The 24,459-nt window shown below is 64.8% G+C and carries 19 protein-coding genes; 8 read left to right on the top strand and 11 right to left on the bottom strand.

Annotation, left to right across the window (positions count from 1 at the left end; genetic code table 11):
* Positions 1 to 430 precede the first annotated feature (430 nt).
* The 4 genes from Q0K12_RS04715 to Q0K12_RS04700 form a co-directional block, all read right to left on the bottom strand.
* The gene (locus tag Q0K12_RS04715) at positions 431 to 1,237 is read right to left on the bottom strand and encodes an indole-3-glycerol-phosphate synthase (RefSeq protein ID WP_297260610.1); all 807 of its coding nucleotides are present in this window, start codon (positions 1,235 to 1,237) and stop codon (positions 431 to 433) included.
* Positions 1,227 to 2,813 carry an anthranilate phosphoribosyltransferase gene (trpD, locus tag Q0K12_RS04710; protein WP_297260609.1) on the bottom strand — a complete coding sequence of 529 codons (1,587 nt, stop codon included), beginning with the start codon at positions 2,811 to 2,813 and terminating at the stop codon, positions 1,227 to 1,229. Before trpD ends, Q0K12_RS04715 begins: the two co-directional genes overlap by 11 nt.
* Complete coding sequence (locus tag Q0K12_RS04705; protein WP_297260614.1) at positions 2,794 to 4,155, bottom strand: anthranilate synthase component I family protein; 1,362 nt, start codon at positions 4,153 to 4,155, stop codon at positions 2,794 to 2,796. Before Q0K12_RS04705 ends, trpD begins: the two co-directional genes overlap by 20 nt.
* Positions 4,156 to 4,641: 486 nt before the next feature.
* Positions 4,642 to 5,016 (bottom strand): helix-turn-helix domain-containing protein, encoded by a 375-nt coding sequence (locus Q0K12_RS04700; protein ID WP_297260608.1) that lies wholly within the window; start codon positions 5,014 to 5,016, stop codon positions 4,642 to 4,644.
* Positions 5,017 to 5,188: 172 nt separating this feature from the next.
* Between Q0K12_RS04700 and Q0K12_RS04695 the strand changes: the two genes are divergently transcribed.
* Positions 5,189 to 5,971 carry an MBL fold metallo-hydrolase gene (locus Q0K12_RS04695; RefSeq protein ID WP_297260607.1) on the top strand — a complete coding sequence of 261 codons (783 nt, stop codon included), beginning with the start codon at positions 5,189 to 5,191 and terminating at the stop codon, positions 5,969 to 5,971.
* Positions 5,972 to 6,136: 165 nt separating this feature from the next.
* Here Q0K12_RS04695 and Q0K12_RS04690 read toward each other — a convergent pair whose 3' ends face one another.
* Together Q0K12_RS04690 and Q0K12_RS04685 are read right to left on the bottom strand one after the other, a co-directional pair.
* Positions 6,137 to 8,323, bottom strand: a complete 2,187-nt coding sequence (locus Q0K12_RS04690) for a glutamine synthetase III (protein ID WP_297260606.1) — start codon at positions 8,321 to 8,323, stop codon at positions 6,137 to 6,139.
* 262 nt (positions 8,324 to 8,585) lie between these two features.
* A complete protein-coding gene (locus Q0K12_RS04685; RefSeq protein WP_297260605.1) occupies positions 8,586 to 9,008 on the bottom strand; it encodes a peptidylprolyl isomerase in 423 nt (140 codons plus the stop codon).
* Positions 9,009 to 9,274: 266 nt separating this feature from the next.
* Here Q0K12_RS04685 and lysA point away from each other — a divergent pair, with 266 nt between their 5' ends.
* The 7 genes from lysA to ybaK all read left to right on the top strand — a co-directional run bounded on the left by lysA (position 9,275) and on the right by ybaK (position 19,898).
* Positions 9,275 to 10,552, top strand: a complete 1,278-nt coding sequence (lysA, locus tag Q0K12_RS04680; protein WP_297260604.1) for a diaminopimelate decarboxylase — start codon at positions 9,275 to 9,277, stop codon at positions 10,550 to 10,552.
* A gap of 482 nt (positions 10,553 to 11,034) precedes the next feature.
* Complete coding sequence (locus tag Q0K12_RS04675) at positions 11,035 to 12,444, top strand: MATE family efflux transporter (RefSeq protein ID WP_297260603.1); 1,410 nt, start codon at positions 11,035 to 11,037, stop codon at positions 12,442 to 12,444.
* A 4-nt stretch (positions 12,445 to 12,448) separates the two neighbouring features.
* Positions 12,449 to 13,330, top strand: a complete 882-nt coding sequence (locus Q0K12_RS04670; protein WP_297260602.1) for a phosphatidylglycerol lysyltransferase domain-containing protein — start codon at positions 12,449 to 12,451, stop codon at positions 13,328 to 13,330.
* 238 nt (positions 13,331 to 13,568) lie between these two features.
* Positions 13,569 to 14,957 (top strand): NlpC/P60 family N-terminal domain-containing protein, encoded by a 1,389-nt coding sequence (locus Q0K12_RS04665; protein WP_297260601.1) that lies wholly within the window; start codon positions 13,569 to 13,571, stop codon positions 14,955 to 14,957.
* Positions 14,958 to 15,593: 636 nt separating this feature from the next.
* Positions 15,594 to 17,183, top strand: coding sequence for a dephospho-CoA kinase (gene coaE / locus Q0K12_RS04660; protein WP_297260600.1), 1,590 nt, complete (start codon positions 15,594 to 15,596; stop codon positions 17,181 to 17,183).
* Positions 17,184 to 17,478: 295 nt separating this feature from the next.
* Complete coding sequence (locus Q0K12_RS04655) at positions 17,479 to 19,404, top strand: ATP-binding protein (RefSeq protein WP_297260599.1); 1,926 nt, start codon at positions 17,479 to 17,481, stop codon at positions 19,402 to 19,404.
* A complete protein-coding gene (ybaK, locus tag Q0K12_RS04650) occupies positions 19,401 to 19,898 on the top strand; it encodes a Cys-tRNA(Pro) deacylase (RefSeq protein WP_297260598.1) in 498 nt (165 codons plus the stop codon). The genes Q0K12_RS04655 and ybaK overlap by 4 nt, the downstream gene beginning before the upstream one ends.
* 242 nt (positions 19,899 to 20,140) lie before the next feature.
* Here the strand turns inward: ybaK and Q0K12_RS04645 are convergent, their stop codons facing one another.
* The 5 genes from Q0K12_RS04645 to Q0K12_RS04625 all read right to left on the bottom strand — a co-directional run bounded on the left by Q0K12_RS04645 (position 20,141) and on the right by Q0K12_RS04625 (position 24,445).
* The gene (locus Q0K12_RS04645; RefSeq protein WP_296305438.1) at positions 20,141 to 20,329 is read right to left on the bottom strand and encodes a rubredoxin; all 189 of its coding nucleotides are present in this window, start codon (positions 20,327 to 20,329) and stop codon (positions 20,141 to 20,143) included.
* 233 nt (positions 20,330 to 20,562) lie between these two features.
* Positions 20,563 to 21,099: a bacterioferritin gene (locus Q0K12_RS04640; RefSeq protein ID WP_297260597.1), complete on the bottom strand. Its 537-nt coding sequence runs from the start codon at positions 21,097 to 21,099 to the stop codon at positions 20,563 to 20,565.
* 327 nt (positions 21,100 to 21,426) lie between these two features.
* Positions 21,427 to 21,837, bottom strand: a complete 411-nt coding sequence (locus Q0K12_RS04635; protein ID WP_297260596.1) for a transcriptional repressor — start codon at positions 21,835 to 21,837, stop codon at positions 21,427 to 21,429.
* A 46-nt stretch (positions 21,838 to 21,883) separates the two neighbouring features.
* Complete coding sequence (locus Q0K12_RS04630) at positions 21,884 to 23,218, bottom strand: DUF4147 domain-containing protein (protein ID WP_297260595.1); 1,335 nt, start codon at positions 23,216 to 23,218, stop codon at positions 21,884 to 21,886.
* 639 nt (positions 23,219 to 23,857) lie between these two features.
* On the bottom strand, positions 23,858 to 24,445 hold the full coding sequence (locus Q0K12_RS04625) for a formylmethanofuran dehydrogenase subunit E family protein (RefSeq protein ID WP_297260594.1): 588 nt from the start codon (positions 24,443 to 24,445) through the stop codon (positions 23,858 to 23,860).
* Positions 24,446 to 24,459: the final 14 nt, after the last annotated feature.

Here is a 24,459-nt window from a genome sequence, read left to right as displayed (position 1 = left end):
CCGCAAGCCGCCTCCCTGACTGGCACGTCCCCCGGCGGCATGGGAGAGACCGGGTTTTGCGGGGGAAGGTGACCTTTGAAAAGGTCCCCCTCCCCCGTACCCCCTCCCCCCGAAACGTTTATTCCGGTCTGCTTCCCGCCGTCGTATCCCGCAAGCCGTCTCCTGACTGCTCCGTCCCCCGGCGGCATGGGAGAGATGGTTCTTTTTAGCGGACAGTATCTTTCCGCATGCCGGCAGAGACCGACCGTGCCCACAGATTTTCCTCCATGCCGCCGGGGGACGGAACAGATACGCGACCATCTGCGGGAAACGACGCCCTTACATCCTCCCGGTAAAACGCGTTTGGGGGGATGGGGGGAGTTTGAGGGGGGAAGGGCCCCTTTGGGCGTGAGCAAAGGGGCCCTTCCCCCCTCAAAAAACATCCCTAGCATCACCTCCCGGCCAGCAGGCTGCGCAGGGCCGCACCGGGTTGGCCGTCCTTCATGAGAGCGGTGCCCACGAGGGCGGCGTCATATCCTGCCTCGGCGGCGGCGCGGAGGTGATCCGGGGCTTCCATGCCGCTGGCGGCTATCCAGCATTCGCCGTTTTGCGGGGGGAAGCGCCGGGCGATGTCGAGGCAGGCGGCGCGGTCCACGCGCAGGGTCGCCAGATCGCGGGCATTGACCTGGATGATGCGGGCGCCGCTGGCGCGGGCGAGGGCCAGTTCGTCCGCGTCGAAAATTTCGACCACGGCCTGCATGCCGTAGGACTCGGCCTGTTCGCGTAATCGGCGCAGCAGGGCCGCGTCGGGCGTCAGGCCCACGATGAGCAGCAGGGCCGCCGCCGGCGTGGCGGCCGTGGCCGTTATCTGGAGCGGATCGAAAAGGAAATCCTTCCGCAGCAGGGGCACGGGGCGACCGTCGGCGTGGAGGGCGGCGTGGGCTTCGGCGAGGTAGTCCAGCCGCCCCTGGAAGAAGCGTTCTTCCGTAAGGACGGAAATGGCTCCGGCTTCGGCCTGCGCGTACTGCCGGGCGACCTCGGCGGCCGTCAGAGCGCGACAGATGACGCCACGGGACGGGGAGGCCCGCTTGTATTCGGCGATGACGGACAGCGGGGCCTGACCGGAGGGACGGCGCAGGGCCGCGAGGAAGTCGCCACGAGGCCCGCTGAAGGGCGCGGGCAGGCCCCCTTCCCGCTCCTGACGGCGCAGGGCCGCCACTTCGCCCGCCTTGGCCCAGAGGAAACGCTCAAGCCGCATGGAGAACTCTCCTTCCCAGGCCGGATTCCACGGCCTCACGGGCGCGGGCCATGCAGAGGGCCAGCGTGGGCGCGTCTTCCAGCAGATAGAGGGCCAGGCCCACATTGAGCGTCACCATGTCGCGCATGGCGCGGCTGCCGCCTCCGGCCAGCAGGTCGCGCAGCACGGCCACGGCCTCGTCCTTGCTGCTGACGGCAAGGTCCTCCGGGGTGCAGGGGAGGATGCCGAAGTCAGCGGGATCAAGGGGCAGGGGCGAAATCTTTCCTTGTTGCAGGAGGAGCACCTCCGCCGGGCCGATGGGGGTCAGCTCGTCATAACCGCCGGCGCCGCAGACCACGGCCGCGCGTTCCAGCGGGGACTGGGCCAGCGTCTCGGCCACGAGGCGCAGCAGTTCGGGACGGGCCACGCCCATGAGCAGATGACTGGGGCGGGCGGGATTGATCATGGGGCCGAGGAGATTGAAGAGCGTGCGCACGCCCAGCTCCTTGCGCAGCGGGCCGATATTCTTGAAGGCCGGGTGGAAGTGCGGCGCATAGAGGAAGGCGAAGTTGCGTTCCCGAACTCTGTCGGCCACGGCGGCGGCATCGGTATGGAGATCCATGCCCAGCGCTTCCACGGCGTCGGCGCTGCCGCAGGAGGAGGATACCGCCCGGTTGCCGTGCTTGACCACCTTATGCCCCATGCCGGCCAGCACCAGTGAGGTGGCGGTGGAGCAATTGAAGGAATGGCGTCCGTCGCCGCCGGTGCCCACCACGTCGATGGCGCTCCCCACGCCGTCCACGCGCACGGCGCGGGCCAGCGCGGCGCGGGTGGCATGGGCCAGCTCCAGCGCGCTTTCCCCCTTCATACGCAGGGCCAGCAGGAAGGCCCCGGCCTGCGCGGCGGTGAGCTTGCCGTCCATGAGCGCGGCGAAGGCGGCGGCCGCCATGTCCGGGGTGAGGTCTTCGCGCCGGGCCAGACGTTCGAGGATGCGGTCCATGTGCAGGTCGTTGGCCTCGGCGGGCAGGACGGCCTGCGGGAAGTTGCCCAGCAGGCGCAGCCCTTCCGGCGTCAGGATGGATTCGGGATGGAACTGCACGCCCACCCACGGCCGGTCATCGTAGCGCAGGGCCATCACTTCGCCTTCCGGAGCGCGGGCCGTCACGGTGAAGGGGATGGAGACGGGGCCGTCGTCCCGCACCACCAGCGAATGGTAGCGCGCCACCCGCAGGGGATTGGGCAGACCGTCGAAGAGGCCGCTGCCGTCGTGTACGATCTCGGACTGTTTGCCGTGCATGATGCAGGGGCCGACCTCCACCCGCGCCCCGGCGTGCAGGCCGAGCAGCTGATGCCCGAGGCAGACGCCGAGTACCGGGATGTGGGGAGGCAGCAGCTCCAGGAAGCGCGGGCAAAGCCCGGCATTCTCCGGCCGTCCCGGGCCGGGCGAGATGCAGACCTGCCGCAGGTCGGGGTCGCGGGCCAGATCGAGGATGCGCGGATCGTCGTTGGTCAGCACCAGCGGCTCCTGCCCCAGCGCATAAAAGGCCTGTACCAGATTGTAGGTGAAGGAATCGTAATTATCTATGAGCAGAAACATGGCATTCTTCCTCGTTGCGCAGGGCAAGGCGCATGATGGCCGACTTGTTGCAGACTTCTTTCCATTCCAGTTCCGGGTCCGAATCGTGGACGATGCCGCCCCCGGCCTGCCAGCACAGTTCCCCGTCCCTGAGCCACATGCTGCGGATGGTTATGCCGGTATCCAGATGCACGGCGTCCTTGTCCAGCCCCAGCCAGCCGACGCAACCCGCGTAGGGGCCGCGGCTCCGGCCTTCCATCTCCCGGATGATCTGCATGGCCCGCACCTTGGGCGCGCCGCTCACCGTGCCCGCCGGGAAGGTGGCGGCCAGCACGTCCAGCGCGTCCTTGCCCTCGTCCAGCTGGGCCGTGACGCGGCTGGTCAGGTGCATGACATGGGAGAAGCGTTCCACCTCCATGCAGCGTTCCAGGGTGACGCTGCCGGGCCGGGCCACGCGGCCCAGATCGTTGCGGCCCAGGTCCACCAGCATGACGTGTTCGGCGCGCTCCTTGGGATCGTCCCGCAGTTCCTGCGCCAGTCGGGCGTCTTCCGCGTCGTCGCGGCCGCGCCGCCGCGTCCCGGCAATGGGCGAAAGCTGCAGCTTGCCGCGCGTGCAGCGCACCATGACTTCCGGGGAGGAGCCGAAGAGCGTCATTTCCCCGATCTTCATATAGAACATGTAGGGCGAGGCGTTGTAGCGGCGCATGCGCCGGTAGAGGGTGAAGGCGTCCCCGACAAACGGCGTGGAGAAGCGCACCGACGGCACCACCTGTATGGCCTCGCCCGCGTGCAGCATGGCGCGGATGCGCTCCACCACGGCCTTGTAGCCCGCTTCATCCGGGCTGGCGGTCACTTCGCCCACGTCCGGCAACGGCGCTTCGGCCGCCTGTCTGCCGCTCTGGACCTCCCGATGTTCGCCAAGGCTGATCTGGCAAAGACGATTGTAGAGATGGTCAAAGAGCAGCACCGTGCCCGGCAGCGCCAACACGGCCTCGGCCTCGTTTTCCGGCATGATCCCGGCCAGCGTGGGATGGAACAGGCGGGCCATACCGAAGCCCAGCCAGCCGTACAGCGCCCGCGTGATGGGCGGCACGTCCATGCCTTCCGGAGCCGTTATCCGCAGCCGCCGCATGAGGGCGCGCAATCCTTCCACATAGGGCTGTCCGTCGTGCGCGGCCAGCGGGGCAAGACGCTCGTCCCGGATATCCACGGACAGGCGTCCCTCCCGGCAGGTCAGCACAAGGGCCATGTCGCAGGCCAGCACGCTGTAACGGCCCCAGCGGCCGTCCACCTCGGCGCTTTCCAGCAGGATGCCGTCGCCCTGGCCCGCCATGCCCAGAAAAAGGCTGATGGGCGTGTCCATGTCCGCCGGGAGCCAGCGCGCCTGCTGCCGCAGGTGGCATGCCGCCTGCGCCGCCGGTTCCGCTGCCTTTTCCGCGTGTGAGGTGCTGATGGGGTCGTGCATGTTCTTTCCTCGTGTTGTCCGTCTTCCGCCGCGGCGTATCCATTCGGAGATGGCCGGGCCATGAAACAAAAAAAGACGCCGTCCCAGGGGACGGCGTCTTATCAGCCAGTAGCAAAACAGATAACGCTATGCGGCGGGCCAGACCCGCACGTCCCCCCTGCATACGTCAGAACGCCACCACCACGCGGCAAAGCTGAACTGAGTGCGGAAGGAAAGGAACATAGTTTTTACCTGTTGTTGTGATTTTTGGGAAAGATAGGCCGTCCGCCCGCCATTGTCAAGCATGAGCCGATGGGACATGACGCTTTTTCGCCGCCGGACAGCGGGATGCATGGTAGACGGACGGAACGCCCCGCAAAGGAAGATACAGAGCGGTATGCCGCCTCAGCCGCGCGGGTCTTGCCGCGCCAGATAGGCCGCTCCCCAGGATTGCATGGCTTCCAGCACGGGATAAAGGCTCTTTCCAAGATCGGTAAGGGCGTATTCCACCTTGGGCGGCACCACGGGATAGACCGTGCGGCTGATCAGGCCGTCGGCCTCCAGTTCGCGCAGCTGCTGGGTGAGCATCTTGGGCGTGGCGCAGGGGACGGCCCGCCGCAGCCCGGAAAAACGGAGCGCGCCGTCCAGGAGGCTCCAGAGGATCAGCCCCTTGTACTTGCCGCCGATGAGCTGGAGCGTGGCCGCTACGGGGAAATGCGTCTCCAGCGCGGGGACGGCCGGCCGTCCATGATCGTCAGGGAGATCGGCCTGTTTGGGCATCGTGGTATCCTCCGGGGTACTGGCTATGGAAAAAGTGCGTTCTTGTCCTCTGCTCCGCCCATGCTATCATGAAGGAAACGGCCTCCGCCACCCCCGCCGCACGGGCGGCCAACGTCCCCATTTCATCTTGCGCGTGCGCGGATGCCGCAACGTCCTTCAGAAGAGGTGCTTCATGCAGTTCCAGCAGATCCGCGGCGCAACGAGCATCGTCACCTTCGGCGGCTCGCGCTTCCTTGTCGATCCCTTTTTCGCCCCGTGCGGCTCCTGCCCGCCCGTCCCCTCTCCCTACAACGATCTGGCCAATCCGCTGGTGGGGCTGCCGCTCCCTGTGGAAACCATCGTTGCCGTGGATGCGGTCATCGTCACCCACATGCACCATTTCGATCATTTCGACGCCCTTGCGGCGCAGGCCCTGCCCAAGACCATACCGGTCTTCGTGCAGTCCGAGAAGGAGGCCGAGGACATGCGGGCACTGGGCTTTTGCCATGTCACGCCGCTTGCCGCGGAAGGCGTCCGCTTCGGAGAGGTGGAGCTGTACAGGACCGAGGCCCTGCATGGCGACGGCGTGACCGCCGCCTATTATTACCGAAAATTCGCCCTGCCCGCCGAAGCCTGCGGCTTCGTGCTGCGCGCGCCGGGCGAGAAGGTCTTTTACGCCGCCGGCGATACGCTCTGGTTCGACGGCGTGCAGCGGGCCATCAAGAGCCACCAGCCGCAGGTCATCGCCCTCAATGCGGCCAATGCCCAGATGTACGACGGCACGCCCATCCTCATGGGCGTCGACGGCGTGCGGGAAGTGGCGCAGGCCGCGCCCGACGCCGTCCTCATCGCCACCCACATGGACGCGGTCAACCATGCCCGCCTCAGCCGTGCGGACCTGCACGCCTTTGCCGCAGCCGAGGGGCTGGGGCAACGCCTCCTGATCCCGCTGGACGGGGAGATCCTCTGCCTGTAGCACGTTTTGCCCTTGAAGAAGGCAAACGCGAAACGACAGAAAGCGTTTCAAGCGGAAAATGCTCTAACAGGACGGGCCGGCACCTTCGCGGTACCGGCCCGTCTTTTCATGCGGGAAAGAGGAGACTTCCCCGGCGGTCCGTACGACGGCATTGGCCGCCCTCGCCTACTTGCCGAAGAGGATCTCCTGATAGCTGGGCAGATCCCAGAGGTCGTCGGCCACACGGGTCTCCAGCAGGTCGGCATAGCGGCGCACTTCGTCCATAAGGGGCAGCACTTCCTCGCAGTACAGCCGGGCGCGGGTCAGCAGATCGCTCTGCCCGTCCACGCCGCCCAACGCGGTCTCCAGCCGCACCACGGCATCCTGCATGCCGCGGAGCTGTTCGGTCACGTCGCGCAGCATGTCCACGCGGATGTCCATGCCCACGGCCTTCATGCGGGCGGCCGTCTCGGCCAGCTCGCCCTGATAGCGCATGCCCGCCGGGAAGATGATGGTGCGGGCCATGCGGATGACGAGGGTCGCCTCGGTCCGCAGGGTCTTGCAGTACTGTTCCAGATAAATGTCGTGACGGGCCTTGAGCTCGGCGCGGTTCAGGATGCCGTTGCTCTCGTACAGGGCCACCACTTCCGGCCGGATGAGTTCCGGCAGGGCTTCGGGCGTGTTGCGCAGATTGGGCAGGCCGCGCCGCACGGCCTCCTTGTGCCAGATCTCCGAGTAGCCGTCGCCGTTGAAGATGATGGCGCTGTGCTCCTCGATGACGTGTTCCACATAGGACTGGATGGCGGCGTTGAGGTCCTTGCCGGCGGCGATCTCCTTTTCCAGATAATCGGCCGCATCATTGAGGGAATCGCTCATCATGGCGTTGAGGGCCGTGATGGAACCGGCGGCGGACTGGCTGGAGCCCAGCGCGCGGAACTCGAAGCGGTTGCCCGTGAAGGCCACCGGGCTCGTGCGGTTGCGGTCGCCGGGATCGGTGGGCAGAGGCGGCAGGGTGTCCACGCCCACGTTCATCATGCGGGCGGGCTTGCCGTTGGCGGCGTTCTCCACCCGGCCGGCGCGGAAGGCTTCAAAGACTTCCGTCAGCTGGTCGCCCAGGAAGATGGACATGATGGCCGGCGGGGCCTCATGCGCGCCCAGGCGATGGTCGTTGCTGGCGCTGGCCACCGTGGCCCGCAGCAGGCCGCCGTACTTGTGGACGGCACGGATCATGGCCGAGCAGAAGACGAGGAACTTGGCGTTGGCGTGCGGGGTCGCGCCGGGATCGAAAAGGCTGCCCAGCTCGCGGTTGCCGATGGAGTAGTTCACATGCTTGCCCGAGCCGTTGACCCCGTGGAAGGGCTTTTCGTGCAGCAGGCACTTGAGGCCGTAGCGTTTGGCCACGTTGCGCAGGGTGGACATGATGATGTGGTTGTGGTCCACCGCCAGATTGCTCACCTCATAGAGCGGGGCGATCTCGTACTGGCTGGGCGCGGCCTCGTTGTGCCGGGTGCGCACGGGCACGCCGAGCTTGTAGAGCTCGTACTCCACTTCCATCATGTAGGAGAGCACGCGCTGCGGGATGACGCCGAAATACTGGTCGCTGAACTCCTGTCCCTTGGCCGGACGCGCGCCGAAGAGCGAGCGCCCCGCCACCTGCAGGTCGGGACGGGCAAAATTGTAATTGTGGTCGATGCAGAAATATTCCTGCTCCAGCCCGGCAAAGGAGACGATGGGCAGTTCCGGCTCGATGCCGAAGATCTTGAGCACGCGCCGGGCCGCCCGGTTGAGCGCCTGACCGGAGCGCAGCAGCGGGGTCTTCTTGTCCAGCGCAACGCCCGTCCACGAGAGGAACATGGTCGGGATGCAGAGGAAGGTCCCGTTGGGGTTCTCCATGATGTAAGCGGGGCTCGTCACGTCCCAGGCGGTATAGCCGCGCGCCTCGAAGGTGGAGCGCAGGCCGCCGGACGGGAAGGAGGAAGCGTCCGGCTCGCCGCGAATGAGCATATTGCCGGAAAATTCGGCGATGACGCCGCCGTAGCCGTCAGGCATGAGGAAGCTGTCGTGCTTTTCCGCCGTCTGGCCGGTAAGCGGATAGAAGATGTGGGCGAAATGCGTGGCGCCCTTTTCGATGGCCCAGTCCTTCATGACCGCGGCCACGGTATCGGCGATGGAAGGGTCCATGCGCTCGCCGAGGGTGATGGCCTTGTGCAGGGACTTGTACACGTCCTTGGGCAGGCGGGCGCGCATGGCCTTGTCGTCAAAGACGTTGCAGCCGTAGAAATCCACGGGCCGGTTCTTGGCGTAGTCGATATTGGCCTCGTCCTTGTAGGACGTGATGGCCTGGATGGCGTTCTGTCGTGCGGAGTTGCTCATATATCCTCCCTGTCGGGGCCTGCGCGCGGGAGCGTTTAGGACCTGTTGACGCTCTGCACAGCTTTTTGGGTGGGGGAAGGGAAACCCCTCCGCCGGCGCGGGAGAGTTTTCCCTCCCCCCACGCCCCCCATCCCTTCCCCAGCGCGCTTTTACCTGGGGAAACTGCGGGACATGCGGCTGGCGAGCATCAAAGGGCATAAACTCATGCGCAGATCATATGCTTTACCTGTTTGGAGTGCTCTTTGCTCATGCGTCAACAGGTCTAGGCCACGCTGACGATCTCTATCTCAAAGGTCAGTTCCTTGCCCGCCAGCGGATGGTTGGCGTCCAGGGTGACTTCCGTCTCCGTCACCTCGCTGATGACCACATCCATCTGCCCCTGCTCGCTGGAAAGCTGGAGGGGCGTGCCCACCTTCAACGGGATGCTGTCCGGCATCTGGGCGCGATCCACGGTGAACACGAGGTCCGGGTCCGCCTCGCCGTAAGCGTCGGCCGGCGCGATGGTGACCGTGACGGTGTCGCCGGCTTCGCGTCCCTGTACGGCCTGCTCGAAGCCGGGGATGATCATGCCCCCGCCCAGCACGAATTCAAGGGGCTCGCGCTCGCGCGAGGAGTCAAAGACCGTTCCGTCGGCCAGCGTGCCCGTATAATGGACGCGCACGGTATCGCCTTTTGTGATGGGCATAGAAAATCCTTCTCCCGATGCCTTGTAGGTTGCGGAAAAACAGGACCGGCCGCCCCGGCTCACGCCTGCGGTCAGCACGTTCCCTGACCGGTCAGAAAAGCATGATTGCCCCTGCCTGTCAATCGCCCCGACGCCCGCGCCGCCCGCGCTCCAGCGACTTATTGCGAGACATTCTTGCTTGACAAGGCTCCCCCGCCGGACGCATATTTTTTTGCTTTTGAAATTCAGGACGCCGCGCGCGTCCGCAGCCGTCATCGAGGTATGCCATGTCCGACATCCGTTCCCGCTACAGCGACGAAATCTCCTTCTTCGGCGACAACACGCCCGCCCAGCTGCTGGAAAAATGGGGCTCCCCCCTCTATGTCTACAACGAAAACGTGCTGCGCCGCCGCTGCCGCGAACTGATGGCCCTGTCCGCCCACGCCGGTTTCGGCGTCAACTATTCGGTCAAGGCCAATGCCAATCCCGTGCTGCTGCGCATCATCCGTGAGGAAGGCCTCGTGGTGGACGCCATGAGCCCCGGCGAGCTCTACCTTGACAAGCTGGCCGGGTTCACGCCGGATCAGATCCTCTACATCGCCAACAACATCTCCCCCGACGAGATGCGCCACGCGCTGGAACAGGGCGTGCTCGTCAGCGTGGACTCCCTCTCCCAGCTGGAGACCCTCGGCCGCCTCAACCGGGGCGGACGGGTGATGGTGCGCTTCAATCCCGGCATCGGCGCGGGCCACCACCAAAAGGTGGTCACCGCCGGCAAGGAGACCAAGTTCGGCGTCACTCCCGACCTGCTCGACGAGGTGCTGGCCATCCTCAAGCGCCACGACATGCGCCTGGCCGGCATCAACCACCACATCGGCTCCCTCTTCATGGAAGCCGACGGCTACATCGCGGCGGCCTCCGTCCTGCTGGAGCTGGCCGAACGCCTGCCCGCCGACGTGCTGCGCGGTCTGGAGATCATCGACTTCGGCGGCGGCTTCGGCATCCCCTACCATAAATATGAAGGACAGCCCCGTCTGGACATGGCCGATCTGGCCGAGAAGCTCCACGCCCTCATCAGCGGCTGGAGCGCCAAAACGGGCTATGCCGGCCGCTTCCTCGTGGAGCCGGGCCGTTACGTGGCCGCCGAATGCGGCATGATCCTCACCGGCGTCAACAACGTGAAGTACAACGGCGAGACCTGCTATGTGGGCACGGACGTGGGCTTCAACGTGCTGGCCCGTCCGGCCATGTACGACTCCTTCCACGATCTGGAGATCTATGCCGGTCCGGCGGGCACGGCCGACCGCGCCGAAAAGGAACAGACCATCGTGGGCAACATCTGCGAAAGCGGGGACATCCTCGCCAAAAAACGCCTGCTGCCCGCCCTGCACGAGGGGGACATCCTCGGCATCCTCGACGCCGGGGCCTACGGCTTCTCCATGTCCTCCTCCTATACCCAGCGCTGCCGCTGCGCCGAGGTGCTCATCGACGCCGAAGGCAAGGCCCGCCTCATCCGCCGCCGCGAAACGCCGGAGGACCTCGCCCGCTGCTATGCTGTGGACTAGGTGCTGATGCCATTCGCTGTTTGTCTGGGGGGAGGGGAACCCCCTCCCCTCGCGCGGGAGGGGGTTCCCCTCCCCCCAGGCCCCCCACCCTTCCCCCAGCGCGCTTTCAAGGCGTTTTGCCTTTTGCAAAGGCAAAACGCGATGCGGCGGCACAACGCCGCCCGGCCCCTGTGAGAGGGGAAATAATTTTTTTTCACAAAGCGACAAGCCGTCTGGTGCGAAACGTGAAGCGTTTCAAACGGAAAAGGCGTTATCGGGAAGATGTCGTAGAGAGGCCACGCCTTCCCGCGGCAGGAGCCCCCGTCTTCCCCCTTTCCTCAGGGCGCTTTTTCACAACGGCGGACCGTGCCGTCCACGACCCCGGGGAAGAAAAAAAACCCTTCCCCTTTGCCGAAGCGTGCCTATCTTTGAAGCGGCCGGAAACGCCCCGCCCGCCGCGGGGCGCATCTTCCCCACCTTGAACGTCAACCCCGTCCATCGCCATGTCACGTCCCGACCTCAGCACCTCCCCCCGCGCCATCTGGCGGCTGGCCTGGCCGCAGATGCTCATGATGTATCTGGTCTTCATCATGGGTCTCATCACGGTCTGGGTCGCCGGGCAGATCAGCGCCGACGTACAGGCGGCCCTGGGCATGGTGACGCAATGCACCCTGCTGCTCATGGTCATCGTCATGGCCATGAGCAGCGGCGCGCTGGCCGCCGTCAGCCAGTCGCTGGGCGCGCAGCGCCTGGACAGGGCGCAGCGTTACGTCAGCATCACCGTGCTGGGCAGCTTCGGCCTCGGCTTCGTCATGGCCGCGGCGGGCTGGCTGCTGGCCGACCCCATCCTGCTCCTGCTGCGGGTGCCGGAGCGCATCCTGCCGCTGGCCCGGGATTTCTGGGATGTGGTCATGCTCACCCTGCCCGCCCAATACGTCTACGCGGCCACGGGCGTCATGTTCCGCGCCACGCGGCAGGTCATCCCGCCGCTGCAGGTGGCGGCCCTGCTCTGCGCGCTGACGCTGGCGGGCAGTCTGGGCTTCGGACTGGGCTGGTTCGGCCTGCCGGCATACGGGGCGCACGGCATCCTCTGGACGAATTTTGCCGCCCAGCTCGCGGGCGCGCTCTGCAATTGCCTGCTGCTGCGCCGTTCCAACTATCTGCACCGCCACGCCGTGCCGGATCGCCGCTGGCTGCGGGTGGGCCTGCCCTACCTGCTGCGGGTGGCCCTGCCCGCCGGAGCCGCGCAGATCGTCTGGCAGTCCGGCTATCTCATGCTTTTCGTGCTGGTGGCCTCGGTGCCCGTGGAGAGCATCGCCGCCCTGGCCGGGCTCACGGCCGGGCTGCGGGTGGAGGCCATCCTCTTCATGCCGGGCATGGCCTTCAACATGACCGCCGGGGTGCTCGTAGGCAACTGCCTCGGCGCGGGCGATCCGCAGCGGGCCAAACGCATCGCCTGCAACCTCACGGCCATCGCGGCCGTGGCCATGAGCCTTGTGGCCCTCTGTCTCTGGCCCTTCCGGCAGGACATCGCGGCCCTCATGACGCAGGATGCGGCCACACAGGCCCAGATCGTCTCGTATCTGGAGTTCAACCTGCTTTCCACGCCCTTTTCCATCGCCAGCACGGTCATGGGCGGCGTCATGAACGGCGCGGGAGCCACCCGCTATAACCTCATGATCTTCGGCGGCGGCCTCTGGATCGTCCGCCTGCCGCTGGGCTGGCTGCTGGGGCACCAGCTCTGGGGCACGGCCTCCGGCATCTTCGCCGCCATGCTGGTCTCCCAGATCGTGCAGGCCGTCTGCATGCTCCATGTGGTCCTGCACCGCAACTGGACGCGCTTTGCCATGCACGCCCATAAATTCTCCGCGGGGGAGAGCCGCCCCGCCGCTTCCGCTGAAACAAAAGGATAAGCCCATGAAGGATGCCGCCTATCACCCCATACACCTCGACCAGCGGGCGGATTACGCCGCTCTCTGGCGTCTGACGCCCTGCCGCTCCCTGGACTACAGCCTTGCCAACCTCTGGGGCTGGCAGGAACATTACGGACTGGAATGGTGTTTTGCCCATGATCTGTGCTGGATCCGCCAGACGCGCCCCGCCCTGCAGTACTGGGCCCCCGTGGGCGACTGGGCCGCGACGGACTGGGCCGCTCTGCTGCCCGGCCTGACGGACGCCCCCATCATCCGCGTACCGGACATGCTGGCCGCCCGCTGGAAGGAATGCCTGCCCGAACAGGTGGACATCATCGAGGATCGCGGCCAGTGGGAATACCTCTACGACCGCGACGCCCTGGCGACCCTGCCCGGCAACCGCTATCACAAGAAAAAGAATCATGTGAACAGCTTCATCAAGGCCTACGGCGAACCGGACTACCGGCCGCTGAACGACGAAATGGTGGAGGATGTGCTCGGCCTGCAGGATGACTGGTGTCAGTGGCACGAGTGCGAGAGCTCCCCCTCCCTGCGCGCCGAGAACGAAGCCATCAACCGGGTGCTCTCCCACTGGGACAACTTCGAGGGCCTGCAGGGCGGCTCCCTCTATGTGGACGGCCGCATGGTGGCCTTCAGCGTGGGGGAAAAGCTGGACGACACGACCCTGGGCGTCCATTTTGAAAAAGGCCTCAACGGCTACCGCGGCGTCTACCAGACCATCAACTGCCTCTTCTCCCGCCATGCGGGCGAGGGCTTCCGCTACCTCAACCGGGCGCAGGACCTCGACGAGGAAGGCTTACGGCAGGCAAAGATGACCTATCTCCCCGCAGACTTCGTCCGCAAGAGCCGTATCCGCATCCGCTAGAGCTTGTTGACGCTATTCGTTGTTTGTTTGGGGGGAAGGAGCCCCTTCCAGCGCTGGCGGCGGGGTTCCCCTTCCCCCAAGCCCCATCCCTTCCCCAGCGCGCTTTTTTCAGGGAAGATACGGAAGGCGAGACGCCCCCGTCCCCAAAGGCAAGCGAAGCGTGTACAGCGCATTTGCCTTATTTAGGGAAATTATTTGTAAAATTTGCGTCAACAGGTCCTAAGTGCAAGGAGACACCATGAAGACCCTCCCCCCCTGCTTCCGCTCCGGCGCGCGTTGCTGTCTCACGCTCGCTCTGCTGTTCATCCTGGCCCAGCTGGCGGCCTGCGCCGCCAAGCCCGTGCCCACGCGCGAAGGCGAAAGCCCGCAGTGGATGGGCACCATCCGCGATCTGCGCGCCATACCGCAGGACCTGATGCCCTTTGCCCGTCAGGCCGGCGGCAATACGCCCCTGCTCTCCGCCGCCGAGCAGGCCGAACAGGACGCCCGGTTCAACCGCATCTTCTTCGGCCCCTGGCAGATGAAAAAAGCCACGGTCAAGCGCCGCAGCGCCTCGGCCATCTTCCGCAAGGCCCGCGGCTACAAGCATGACGACGTCCGCTGGACGCAGGCCGAATGGGACGGCATCGCCCGCAATGCCCGCATGAGCACCTATCCCAATACCAAAGCGCAGGCCATCACCATCCGCAATACCGATCTGCGCGAGATGCCTACCCACACGCCGCGCTTCAGCGAGCCCACCCCGGACCAGCGCGCCAATCCCTTCGATTATTTCCAGTATTCTCTGCTGCCCGTGGGCACGCCGCTCTTCATCACCCACACGAGTCGTGACGGCCAGTGGTATTTCATCGAGTGCCCCGTGGCCGCCGGCTGGGTGGACGCCTCGGACGTGGCCCTGGTGGACGAGGACTTCATCCGCCGTTACAAGACCGGCAGCTACGCCGCCATCGTGCGGGACAAGGTCATGCTGCCCGGCAGCCAGTGCGGGCAGGTCAACATCGGCACCATCCTGCCGCTGGCCGATGCCCCGACGGGCCAGCCGGGCATGATCAACCTGCTCGTGCCGGTCAAAAAGGGCCGCTACGCCACCACCGTCACCACCACCGTGCCCATTGCCGACGCCGTGCGCAAGCCCCTGCCCCTCACCCCCGACGCCGTGGCCCAGATCGGTAACGTCATGATGGGCCAGCGCTACGGCTGGGGCGGCATGTTCGGCGACCGGGACTGCTCGGCCCTCACCCGCGAACTCTTCACCCCCTTCGGCATCTGGCTGGGCCGCAACTCCACCGGCCAGGGACGCTCCGGCCTCGTCCAACCGCTGGAAGGCCTCAGCACGGCGGAAAAGGAAAAAGTCATCCTGCAACAAGGCGTACCCTTCCTGAGCCTGCTCTGGATGCGCGGCCATATCATGCTCTACGTGGGCGAATGGAAAGGACGCCCCGCCATCTTCCACAACGTCTGGGGCGTGCGCGTCATCAACGGCGATGACGACAACGACCGCTTCGTCATCGGTCGCGCCGTGGTGACCTCCATCACCCCCGGCGCCGAACTGCGCAACCTCTACCGCAAAACCACCTTCGCCGACCGCCTGCGCAGCCTGACCACCCTCCCCCCCGGCAAGCGGTAGGCGGCTGGCGGCAAGGTTTTCCTGAGGGGGGAAGGGGCCCCTTTGCTAGCGCCCAAAGGGGCCCCTTCCCCCCTCAGACTCCCCCCTTCCTCCCCAAACGCGCTTTGTCAGGGAGATACGACGGCGTTGTAACATACGGAATCCCCATCGCCGCAGGCAAGACGACTGTTTTTTCACCATGCCGCCGAGGGACTTCCCATCGAAGGGATCGCCGGAGCGGTCACGCTGTGCCGCCATCCTCCCCGGCAGAGTTTTTTGAAGGATGGGCTTTCTTAGATGAAGGAGAGTTTTTCCTTACGGGGGGCGGGGAACCCCCTCGCCTCGCGCGGGAGGGGGTTCCCCTCCCCCCGTACCCCCCACCCCTCCCCCAGCGCGCTTTATCGGGAAGATACGACGAAGGCACGATCCGCAAGTTTTCCTCTGATGCAGGCAAGATAACATGGCCGTTTCTCCATGCCGCCGGGGGACTTCCCGTCGAAGGGATCGCCGGGACGGTCACCTGTGCCGTCATCCTCCCCGGCAGAGTTTTTTGAAGGATGGATGGGGGGCACGGGGGGAAGGAAGGGGACTTTTTTGCAAAAAAGTCCCCTTCCTTCCCCCCGCCTCACCCGACTACGCAACCATGTAGAGACACACATGACGGAAGAACTCAGCTTTCACGTGGACGACGAGGCGGGGGAGCGCCTTGACCGGGCGCTGCATGCCCGGCTGGAGGGCATGTCGCGGGCGGCGGTACAGAAGGCCATCACGGCCGGGCACTGCCGCATCGACGGCCTACCGGTCGTTTCGGCCTCCTGCAAGCTGCGCCGGGGGCAGCGGGTGGAGTTGCGCCTGCCGCAGGCCGACAGTCCCCTGCAGGCCGAGGCGGCGGAGCTGGAAGTGCTTTTTCAGGATGAGCGCCTTGTGGTGTGCAACAAGCCCGCCGGGCTGACGGTACATCCCTGCCCGTCCTGCCTGGAAGGCACGCTGGTGCATCGCCTGTTGCATCACTTCCCGCAATTGCGGCAGATGGACGGCCTGCGGCCCGGCATCGTGCACCGTTTGGACAAGGACACCAGCGGCCTGCTGCTGGTGGCGCTGGATGAGGCGACGCGCCTGCGCCTTGCCGAGGCCTTTGCCGAGCGTACGGTGGCCAAGAGTTACCTGGCGCTGGTGCAGGGGACGCCGCCGCGAGAGGGGACCTGCCGCGAGCCGGTGGGACGTCATCCCACCGTCAAGGTCAAGATGGCCGTGGTGCCGGAGTCCCGGGGCGGGCGCAGCGCCCATACGGACTGGCGGGTGCTCTGGACGGCGGCGGACAGGAGCTGTTCCCTGCTGCTCGTGCGCATCCATACCGGGCGCACGCATCAAATCCGCGTGCATATGGCGCATCTGGGCCATCCGCTGCTGGGTGACGCCCTCTATGCGCCGCCGCCGGTACGGGCGCGCGCGCCGCGCCAGATGCTGCATGCCTGGCGGCTGGAATTCCGCCATCCGTGGAGCGGCGAAGCCCTCTCGTTCACGTCCGCGCTGCCGGAAGACATGATCGCCTGCGCGGCCGCGGCCGATGCCTGCACCCGTCGCCTTGTCGTCACGGGCAATCCGGGTTGCGGCAAGTCCACGGTCTGCGCCGCGCTGGAACGCCTCGGCGTGCCGGTCATCAGCGCGGATGCCGTGGTGCATGAACTGTACGCGCCGCACGGACTCATGGCCGGCTGGCTGGGCGAGCGTCGGCCCGATCTGCTGGCGCCGGACGGCGGCATCGACCGGGCGGCTCTGCGGCCCGCCATGCGGCAGGACCCGCTGTTGCGGCAGGATGTGGAAGCGCAGGTGCATGAGCTGGTGCGCCGGCGCATCCTGAGCTTCTGGGAACAGGCGGAAAAGCGCGGCGACGCCGTGGCTGCCGCCGAGATCCCCCTGTACTTTGAATGCGGCTGGCAGAAAAGCGCCTTTACGCCTCGCCCCTTGAGCCTGTGCGTCAGCTGCCCGACCGACCTGCGACGCCGGCGCGTCATGGCCGGACGCGGCTGGAGCGCCGAACATTTTGACGAGCTTGAGTCCTGGCAGTGGCCCGAGGAAAAGAAGAGCGCCGAAAGCGACTTTGTGTTCGTCAATACGGAAGGAGCCGAGGACCTTGATGCACGGCTGACGGATCTTTTGCGGGAGATCGTGCACGACGGGAAAGAAGGACGCCGCCTGCTGCGGGAGAGCTGGCAACGCCTGCTCGACGGCCTGCGAGTGTCGTAAGGCCGGTTTTCCTCTCTCCGGGAGGGTCTTGCCGTCCTGAGGAAGGAGAAAACGTCTGCTTACACATATAAGATCAAGATTTTTGATGTTTGACGACAGATTACAGACAGTGTACATAGCCCTCCCGGCTTGACAAAGCTCCCGGCAGTCGCCACAACAGGGAGACCTCCTCCCCCCCGTCGGAGTACGGATGACACAAGCATGCCCATCATCTCAGGATAACTTGCAACTCGTTGCCGCGCTCTCCCGTATAGCGCTTTCCTGTGAAGACATTTCCACGTTCTGGCGAGGGGCCTTGGAGGCTGTCGGCAACGCCCTTTCCTGCTACTGCGCCTATGGCGTCCTCTTTGCGCCGGGGCGGGCCGATCAGTCGGAGCTCTGGCTTGCCGAAGCCGTTCCGTCCGAGACTGAGGCCGCCATACGGATGGCGCTCACGGCCTTTGTGGCCTTGCGCGAAATGGGTCTTGCCGAGGACTTCGATCACATCGCGGCCTGCCGGGATGCCGAACTCCGCTCCCAGCTGGAACAATGCGGCATCGAGGCTCTGCACAGCCTTCCTCTGCACCACAAGGATGAGCTCATCGGCTACCTCTGCCTTGCCTGCCGCGAGGGCCCCGAAGCCGCTTCCGTCCCCGGCCGCCTGTACGGCCTGGAAGATCCTCTGGCGCTTTCTCTTTCGCATCTTGCCCTCTGTGAGCGCCTTCAGCGGCACAATGCCCGCCTCTACGACCTGTTCGATTCCTTTACCGCGCCGGTCTATGTTTCCGACCTGCATACGCACGAGATCCTTTTTGCCAACAAGTGCATCAACAAAGCCTTCCCGCTTGGCGATCAGGACGAGAATCTTTGTTACAAGCGCCTGCAGGGTTATTCCAACCCCTGTCATTTCTGCACCAACGATGTTCTGGCCGATGACGGCACGCCGTATCGCTGGACGCATGAGAACCCCCTTACCCACCGCATCTACACGGTCATCGACCGCAAGGTGCGCTGGGAAGACGAACGGCTTGTCCGGCTTTCCATCGCGCTGGACATCACGGATTCCATCCGCGCCCAGGAAGAAAAACGCAAGGCCGTCATGGCCTCGGAGGCGAAGAGCGAATTCCTTGCCCAGATAAGCCATGAGATCCGCACGCCGCTCAACGGCATCATCGGTCTGACCCATCTGGCCATGCAGGAAAGCCAGGAAGATCCGCGCAGCTATCTGAGCAAGATACGGCATTCGGCCACCAGTCTGCTGACGCTGGTCAACGACTTGCTGGACCTCTCCAAGATCGAGGCCCGCAAGATGGTGCTGGAGCACAGCGACTTCATCCTGCAGGACGTGCTGGATTTTGCCCATGTGGCCGTACAGTATCAGATGCAGCAGAAGGGGCTCGACTGGCATTGCCGCATCGACAAGAACGTGCCGCGCCGTCTGCATGGCGACAATCAGCGGCTGCGGCAAATCCTGCTCAACCTGCTGAGCAATGGCGTCAAATTCACCACCAGCGGATCCGTTTCCGTCAGTGTGGCCCGCCAGCGGGAAAACAATCAGGACTGGCTGCACTTTGCCGTTTCCGATACGGGCAAGGGAATCAGCAAGGAATTCCTGGAGCATATCTTCGAGCCCTATTCGCAGGAAGACGCCAGCATTTCCCGCCGCTTCGGCGGGACGGGGCTGGGGCTTGCCATCTGCAAGCATATTGCCGACCTCATGGGCGGCAGCATCTGGTGCGACAGCACGCCGGGGAAGGGCTCCACCTTCCACCTCCGCATCCCCTGTGTGGAAGCCGCTTTTGAGGATGAGCCGGCAACCGAGGCCCCCGTTGCGGAGATGCCCGCCGGGCTGCCGGAAGGAGTGAAGATCCTGCTGGTGGAAGACAATACCATCAATCAGGAGATCGCCTGTACTCTGCTCGGCCGCATGGGCGCTCACTGCACCATTGCCCATAACGGGCGGCAGGCCATCGATCTGGCCCTGAACGGGACCTATGATCTCATCCTCATGGATGTGGTCATGCCGGAGATGGACGGCATCGCCGCCACCGCCGAGATCCTCCGCCGGGCCGACGAGCTCCGGCAGACCGTACCGCCCATTATCGGCCTGACGGCTGACCATACGGAGCCCCTGCTGACCAAGCTGCAAGCGGCCGGCATGGCGGATGTCCTCTTCAAGCCCATCGATCCCTCGCTGCTCTTTCACAAGATCCTCCAGTGGATCAGTCCGGCGGACGCATGAGCAAGACCGCCCGCCCCGTCAAGACCAATGCCGCGCGCCTGCTGGACCGGCTGGACGTGCCCTACGAGCTGCTGACGGCCCCTGTGGACGAAAACGACCTTTCGGCCGTAACGATGGCGCAGCGGCTGGGGGCCGACCCTGCCTGCGTCTTCAAGACGCTTGTCGCCCGGGGGGACCGCACCGGCATACTCATGGCCTGCATCCCCGCCGCGGCGGAGCTGGACCTCAAGGCCCTGGCCGCGGCTTCCGGCAACAAGCATGTGGAGATGGTCCATCTCAAGGAAGTCTTCCCGCTCACCGGGTATATTCGCGGCGGCTGTTCCCCTCTGGCCGCCAAAAAGGCCTACCCCGTCTTTGTGGACAGCAGCGCCGTACAGCACGCGCGCATTTATGTGAGCGCAGGCCAGCGTGGCGTCCAGCTGCGCCTGGCCCCGGCCAGCCTTTTGCAGGCGGCTCATGCGGAGCTTGCCCCTCTTTGCCGGCCGCAAAGCTGAAACCCGCCCCAGCACACATGACGCAAAAAACGGCGAGACATGGTTTCCCTTGTCTCGCCGTTTCCGATCTTTGTGGACAGACGCCTTGCGGCGTCCCCTCCTGGGCATTTTCCGTCCGAAACGCGGTGCGTTCCAAACTTTATAGCCTGTCATTTCGCGGAAAAACGCATTTTTTCCGCTCGGTTCGGGCCGGGCGGCGCTGAGCCGCCCTCACGTTTCGCCTTTTTCAAGGGCAAAACGCTCTAGGCTTCGTCGCTCAAGCGGCGAAAATTCTTCTTGCTGGCGCCGCACACCGGACAGCACCAGTCATCGGGCAGGTCCTCGAATTTGGTGCCCGCCGGGATCTTGTGCCGGCGGTCGCCACGATCGGGATCATAGACATAGCCGCAATTGGCCACGGGGCACCGCCACATATCCTTGGCATCAGCCATGCTGAACGCTCCTTTGCTGTTGTCTCGACTGTTTCGCATCCCGCGGAACACGATGTTCCCTTGAACCGGCAAAGCTCAGACCGTCGCCCTAGAGCATTTTCCATTTGAAACACTTCGTGTTCCAAACCATACGACCTGGCATTTCGCGGAAAAAACGCGGTTTTTCCGCCCACTTTTGGCCGGGCGGCGCTGTGCCGCCGCCTCGCGTTCCGCTTTTTCAAAGGCAAAACGCGCTAGCCCTGATTGCCGCCGTTCTGCACGAAGCCCTTGGAGGGGCCGGTGCTGGAAGGCGTTCCGGCGATCTTGGCCAGATAGACGGCGCCGAGCGATTTGATGTGCTCGGCAATGTTTTCATAGTAGTTCATATGGGCCTGCTCTTCGTCGATGATGCGCTCAAAGAGGCGGGCCGTGACGATATCGCCGTTTTCGTTGCAGACCTTGATGAAGGAATTATAGGCGTCGATGGTAGCGTCTTCGCGGGCGGCGTCGCCTTCATAGATGGCGAGCACTTCTTCGCCGGTCTTGACCTTGCCGTCCTTTTCGCTGGTGGGCTCGCCGCCAAGTTCCTTGATGCGTTCGGCAAAGGCCTCGGCGTGCTTCATTTCATCGATGGCGATGAGCTTCATGTTGGCGGCCAGTTCGCCATAGTCCAGACCGTCGAGGCTGTAATGCTGGTTCATGTACTGGTGCACGGCATAAAGCTCCATGCTGCGCGCCTTGTTCAGCACCTCAACCACATTGGCCTTGCGTTCCTTGCGATCCTTGCTCATTCCTTCATTCTCCCGGTTCGTGGTTTTGTGGAATTGCTCCCGGTCACTAGAGCATTTTCAGTTTGAAACGCTGCGCGTTTCAAACCATACGGCCTGGCGTTTCGCGGAAAAAACGCGGTTTTTCCGCTCACCTTGGGCCGGGCGGCGCTATGCCGCCGCCTCGCGTTTCACCTTTTTCAAAGGTGAAACGCTCTATCGCCGCCCCTGGAGCCGCCGCTCCCTGCATGCGGATGACGGATCCCCCGCCGGAGGACCCGTCATCCACGATATGGCGGGATGTACAGGGACAGTCATCAAACTACACCGTCCCCCCCGCAAAAGCAAAGCCTATTGTCTGCCTGTCGCAGCCAGCGCCGCGCATTCTTCGCACAGGCCGTCAAACTCCACCCGCGCGGCATGGAGACAATGGAAGCCCGGAACCTCGATCCCTTCCACAGAGGGCTCCGGCACGGGCGGCATGACGTCGCCGATACGTCCGCAGGAGACGCAACGCACGTGCTGATGCGCGGAAATATCGCCGTCAAAGCGCTTGGTGCTTCCGGAAGCCTCCAGCCGACGGATCGTTCCGTTGTCCGCCAGGAAATCCAGATTGCGGTACACCGTCCCCAGGCTGATGCGCGGCAGGCGCTGCCGCACCATCCCGTACAACTCATCCGCGGTGGGATGCGTCTTCGTTTTGCGCAGCTCTTCCAGGATGACCGCTCGCTGGCGGGTCATCCGCGTCTGTATATGAGCCATCATTTCCTCCAGTTTCAATAACTATTACTGATAGGAGAGAAATATGTCAAGCTGCGTTTCCGTCTGTCTGTGATTCCACGCACAAAATCGCCATATCCATCACGTTGGTCAGCGTCGGCCCTGTCCGCAGCAGCAGGCCCGCCTGCTCCAGAACCGTATAGCTGTCGTTCTGCGCCAGCTGTTCCCGGGCTTCCGCCTCACGCCCCGCCAGCGCCTGCCCGTCGGCAAAACCGCCCGCGGCGTCCGTAGGGCCGTCCGTCCCGTCCGTGCCCGCAAAAAGCGCCGTTATCCTGCTCTCTCCCGCTTCCCGCAGATGCAGGGACGCCGCCAGCGCCATTTCCTGATTGCGCCCGCCCCTGCCCGTGCCGCACAGCGTGACCGTGCATTCCCCGCCGGCAAGATAACAGAAAGTTTGCCCCGCCTTGCCGAAACGCCGCGCCTCTTCCCGGGCCTCATACATCAGCCGGACGGCACACTCGCGCGCTTCGCCGGTATACGGCCGCTCCCGCACATGGACCGCCATACCCAGCTCCCGCGCCGCCTGCGCCGCCGCCGCCAGCGCCTGACCGTTCCCGGCCACGATGCGCGTGCAGACCTGCCGGAACAAGGGATCATCCGCCTTGGGCGTCTCCGGCCGCCGTCCGGCCGCGCCGTCGCGCAGGCTTTGCACGAGCGTCGGCGGCAGCTTCTCCTCCAGTCCGTAGCGGGCCAGCAGCTCCAGGCAATCCGCAAAGGTCGAGGCATCCGGCGACGTAGGGCCGGATGCGATGACCCCCATGTCGTCCCCGATGACGTCCGAGACCAGAAAACTCAGCACGCGCGCCGGCGCAGCCGCCCGCGCCAGCTGCCCGCCCCCAAACGCCGACAGATGCTTGCGCAGGGCGTTCATCTCCTGGATGGTCGCCCCGCAGGCCAGCAGGCTTGCCGTCAGGCGCTGCGTGTCCTCCAGCGTCACCCCCGGCACGGGCGCGGGCGTCAGGGCGCTCGCCCCGCCGGTGAACAGGCAGATGACCAGATCATCCGGCCCCGCCTCTTCCGCCAGCCGCAGGATATGCCGCGTCGCCGCCTGACCGGCCGTGTCCGGCACCGGATGCGCCGCCTCATACACCTGGATCCTCTCCAGCGGCATGCCGTGCCCGTACTTGACGATGATGGCCCCCTCGTCGATACGTTCGCCCAGAAGGCCTTCCATAGCCCGCGCCAGCGGCGCGGCCCCCTTGCCCGCCCCGATGACCAGCACCCGGCCCCGCTCCGGCAGCGGCCATATTTCCCCGTCCACACAAAGCGCGTCGCCCTCGCGCCGCACATGCCGCCGCAAGGCCGCGTCCGGCGCAACCGCCGCCAGCCCCGCCCGAAAGATCCGTTCCAGTTGCTGCCGCATGCTCTGTTTGTCCTTTTTGGTGGTGGTTAGGTTATTTTTTTGCGGGGGGAAAGGAGGGAGCTTTTTGCAAAAAGCCCCCTCCTTTCCCCCCGCGCCCCCCTTTCCTCCCGCAAAAACTCTTGCCCAGGAAGATGAAAGGGATATGTACCGCCTCAGCCTCCCCACGAACGCCAGTCCCCCGGCGGCATGAAAAAAGACCTCCGGCGTACTGGCATGTTTTCAGGAAAAAGAGAGAAGCGCAAGAGCCGTTTTCCCGCATATCAGGCTCATATTTCGAGTCATGAGGAGACAGACTCGCCACTGATAGGACAAGGCCCTGCGTGGAGAGCGTTTTACCCTTGAAAAGGGCAGAACGCCGCCCGGCCAAACCCTGGCGAAAAAAACGCATTTTTTCCGCGAAACGCCAAACCGAAAATGCGCTATGGAATCACAGCAATGGCCGATGGGTGTGGGACAAGACTACTCTCTCCTTTCCGCGTGGCCCGGCAGTCAGCAATAAAGGAAAGCCCGTGTGGCACGACGCCGCAACAAGGAGGCGGTAAAGCGCGTTTGGGGAGGGGTTGGGGGGCGTGGGGGGAAGGGGAACCCCTTTGCGCGCTAGCGAAAGGGGTTCCCCTTCCCCCCCACACAAAAAACAACCTACCTCACGCCATGCAGCCCGGCCCAGTTTTCATAGGGGCCGGCGCCCTGGCAGGGGCGGCAGGTGGGGCCGAGTTCGGCGGGATACCATTCGCCGCAGCGGGGGCAGCGGATGACCTGTCCCTTGCCCTTGTGGCGCAGGGAATCAGCGTGGATGCGCACAGGGGCGGCCTGAAGAAGAGCGAAGCCGGCTTCGCGGATCTCGCGGTGCAGGGCGTCGGAATCCTGTTCACGCTTGGGTTTTTCCTTGAAAAACCAGGCGCGCACATTGGGCCAGCGGTCGAGGTTGCCGGCGTCGAGACGCACGCGTACGCCTTCGCCGTTGGTCTTGTCGTAGAGGGTCAGGGCATAGATGCCGAAATGATAGACCCGCAGCCAGCCATTGCCCACGGTGCAGGGCGTGAGCAGCTGCACGGCGTCGGGCAGACATTGCACGGTCTCTGCCACGGCGTCAAAGAGGATCCCCTGCGGCAGGGCCCGGCGGGCCATTTCCACCATATAGCCGCCGATGATGACGCCGGGGGCCACATGGCAGTGAAATTTCCTGACTTCTTCCACGAATTCGTCATGCGTCCATGAACCAATCATACTGATCCCTGTTT

It is taken from the genome of uncultured Desulfovibrio sp. (genome assembly GCF_944324525.1).
GTDB lineage: Bacteria > Desulfobacterota > Desulfovibrionia > Desulfovibrionales > Desulfovibrionaceae > Desulfovibrio.
The sequence above is the reverse complement of the archived record's forward strand: the minus strand, read 5'-3'. Positions and strand labels throughout refer to the sequence as shown.

Bases quoted from the DNA above. Each gene is read 5' to 3' on its own strand.
- ybaK (WP_297260598.1), top strand. From the start codon at position 19,401: ATGAGCAAGACCGCCCGCCCCGTCAAGACCAATGCCGCGCGCCTGCTG.
- Q0K12_RS04685 (WP_297260605.1), bottom strand. From the start codon at position 9,008: ATGCCCATCACAAAAGGCGATACCGTGCGCGTCCATTATACGGGCACG.
- Q0K12_RS04640 (WP_297260597.1), bottom strand. From the start codon at position 21,099: ATGAGCAAGGATCGCAAGGAACGCAAGGCCAATGTGGTTGAGGTGCTG.
- Q0K12_RS04705 (WP_297260614.1), bottom strand. From the start codon at position 4,155: ATGGACACGCCCATCAGCCTTTTTCTGGGCATGGCGGGCCAGGGCGAC.
- Q0K12_RS04695 (WP_297260607.1), top strand. From the start codon at position 5,189: ATGCAGTTCCAGCAGATCCGCGGCGCAACGAGCATCGTCACCTTCGGC.
- Q0K12_RS04665 (WP_297260601.1), top strand. From the start codon at position 13,569: ATGAAGACCCTCCCCCCCTGCTTCCGCTCCGGCGCGCGTTGCTGTCTC.
- Q0K12_RS04635 (WP_297260596.1), bottom strand. From the start codon at position 21,837: ATGGCTCATATACAGACGCGGATGACCCGCCAGCGAGCGGTCATCCTG.
- Q0K12_RS04675 (WP_297260603.1), top strand. From the start codon at position 11,035: ATGTCACGTCCCGACCTCAGCACCTCCCCCCGCGCCATCTGGCGGCTG.
- Q0K12_RS04625 (WP_297260594.1), bottom strand. From the start codon at position 24,445: ATGATTGGTTCATGGACGCATGACGAATTCGTGGAAGAAGTCAGGAAA.
- Q0K12_RS04645 (WP_296305438.1), bottom strand. From the start codon at position 20,329: ATGGCTGATGCCAAGGATATGTGGCGGTGCCCCGTGGCCAATTGCGGC.
- Q0K12_RS04700 (WP_297260608.1), bottom strand. From the start codon at position 5,016: ATGCCCAAACAGGCCGATCTCCCTGACGATCATGGACGGCCGGCCGTC.
- Q0K12_RS04670 (WP_297260602.1), top strand. From the start codon at position 12,449: ATGAAGGATGCCGCCTATCACCCCATACACCTCGACCAGCGGGCGGAT.
- Q0K12_RS04630 (WP_297260595.1), bottom strand. From the start codon at position 23,218: ATGCGGCAGCAACTGGAACGGATCTTTCGGGCGGGGCTGGCGGCGGTT.
- trpD (WP_297260609.1), bottom strand. From the start codon at position 2,813: ATGTTTCTGCTCATAGATAATTACGATTCCTTCACCTACAATCTGGTA.
- Q0K12_RS04715 (WP_297260610.1), bottom strand. From the start codon at position 1,237: ATGCGGCTTGAGCGTTTCCTCTGGGCCAAGGCGGGCGAAGTGGCGGCC.
- Q0K12_RS04690 (WP_297260606.1), bottom strand. From the start codon at position 8,323: ATGAGCAACTCCGCACGACAGAACGCCATCCAGGCCATCACGTCCTAC.
- lysA (WP_297260604.1), top strand. From the start codon at position 9,275: ATGTCCGACATCCGTTCCCGCTACAGCGACGAAATCTCCTTCTTCGGC.
- coaE (WP_297260600.1), top strand. From the start codon at position 15,594: ATGACGGAAGAACTCAGCTTTCACGTGGACGACGAGGCGGGGGAGCGC.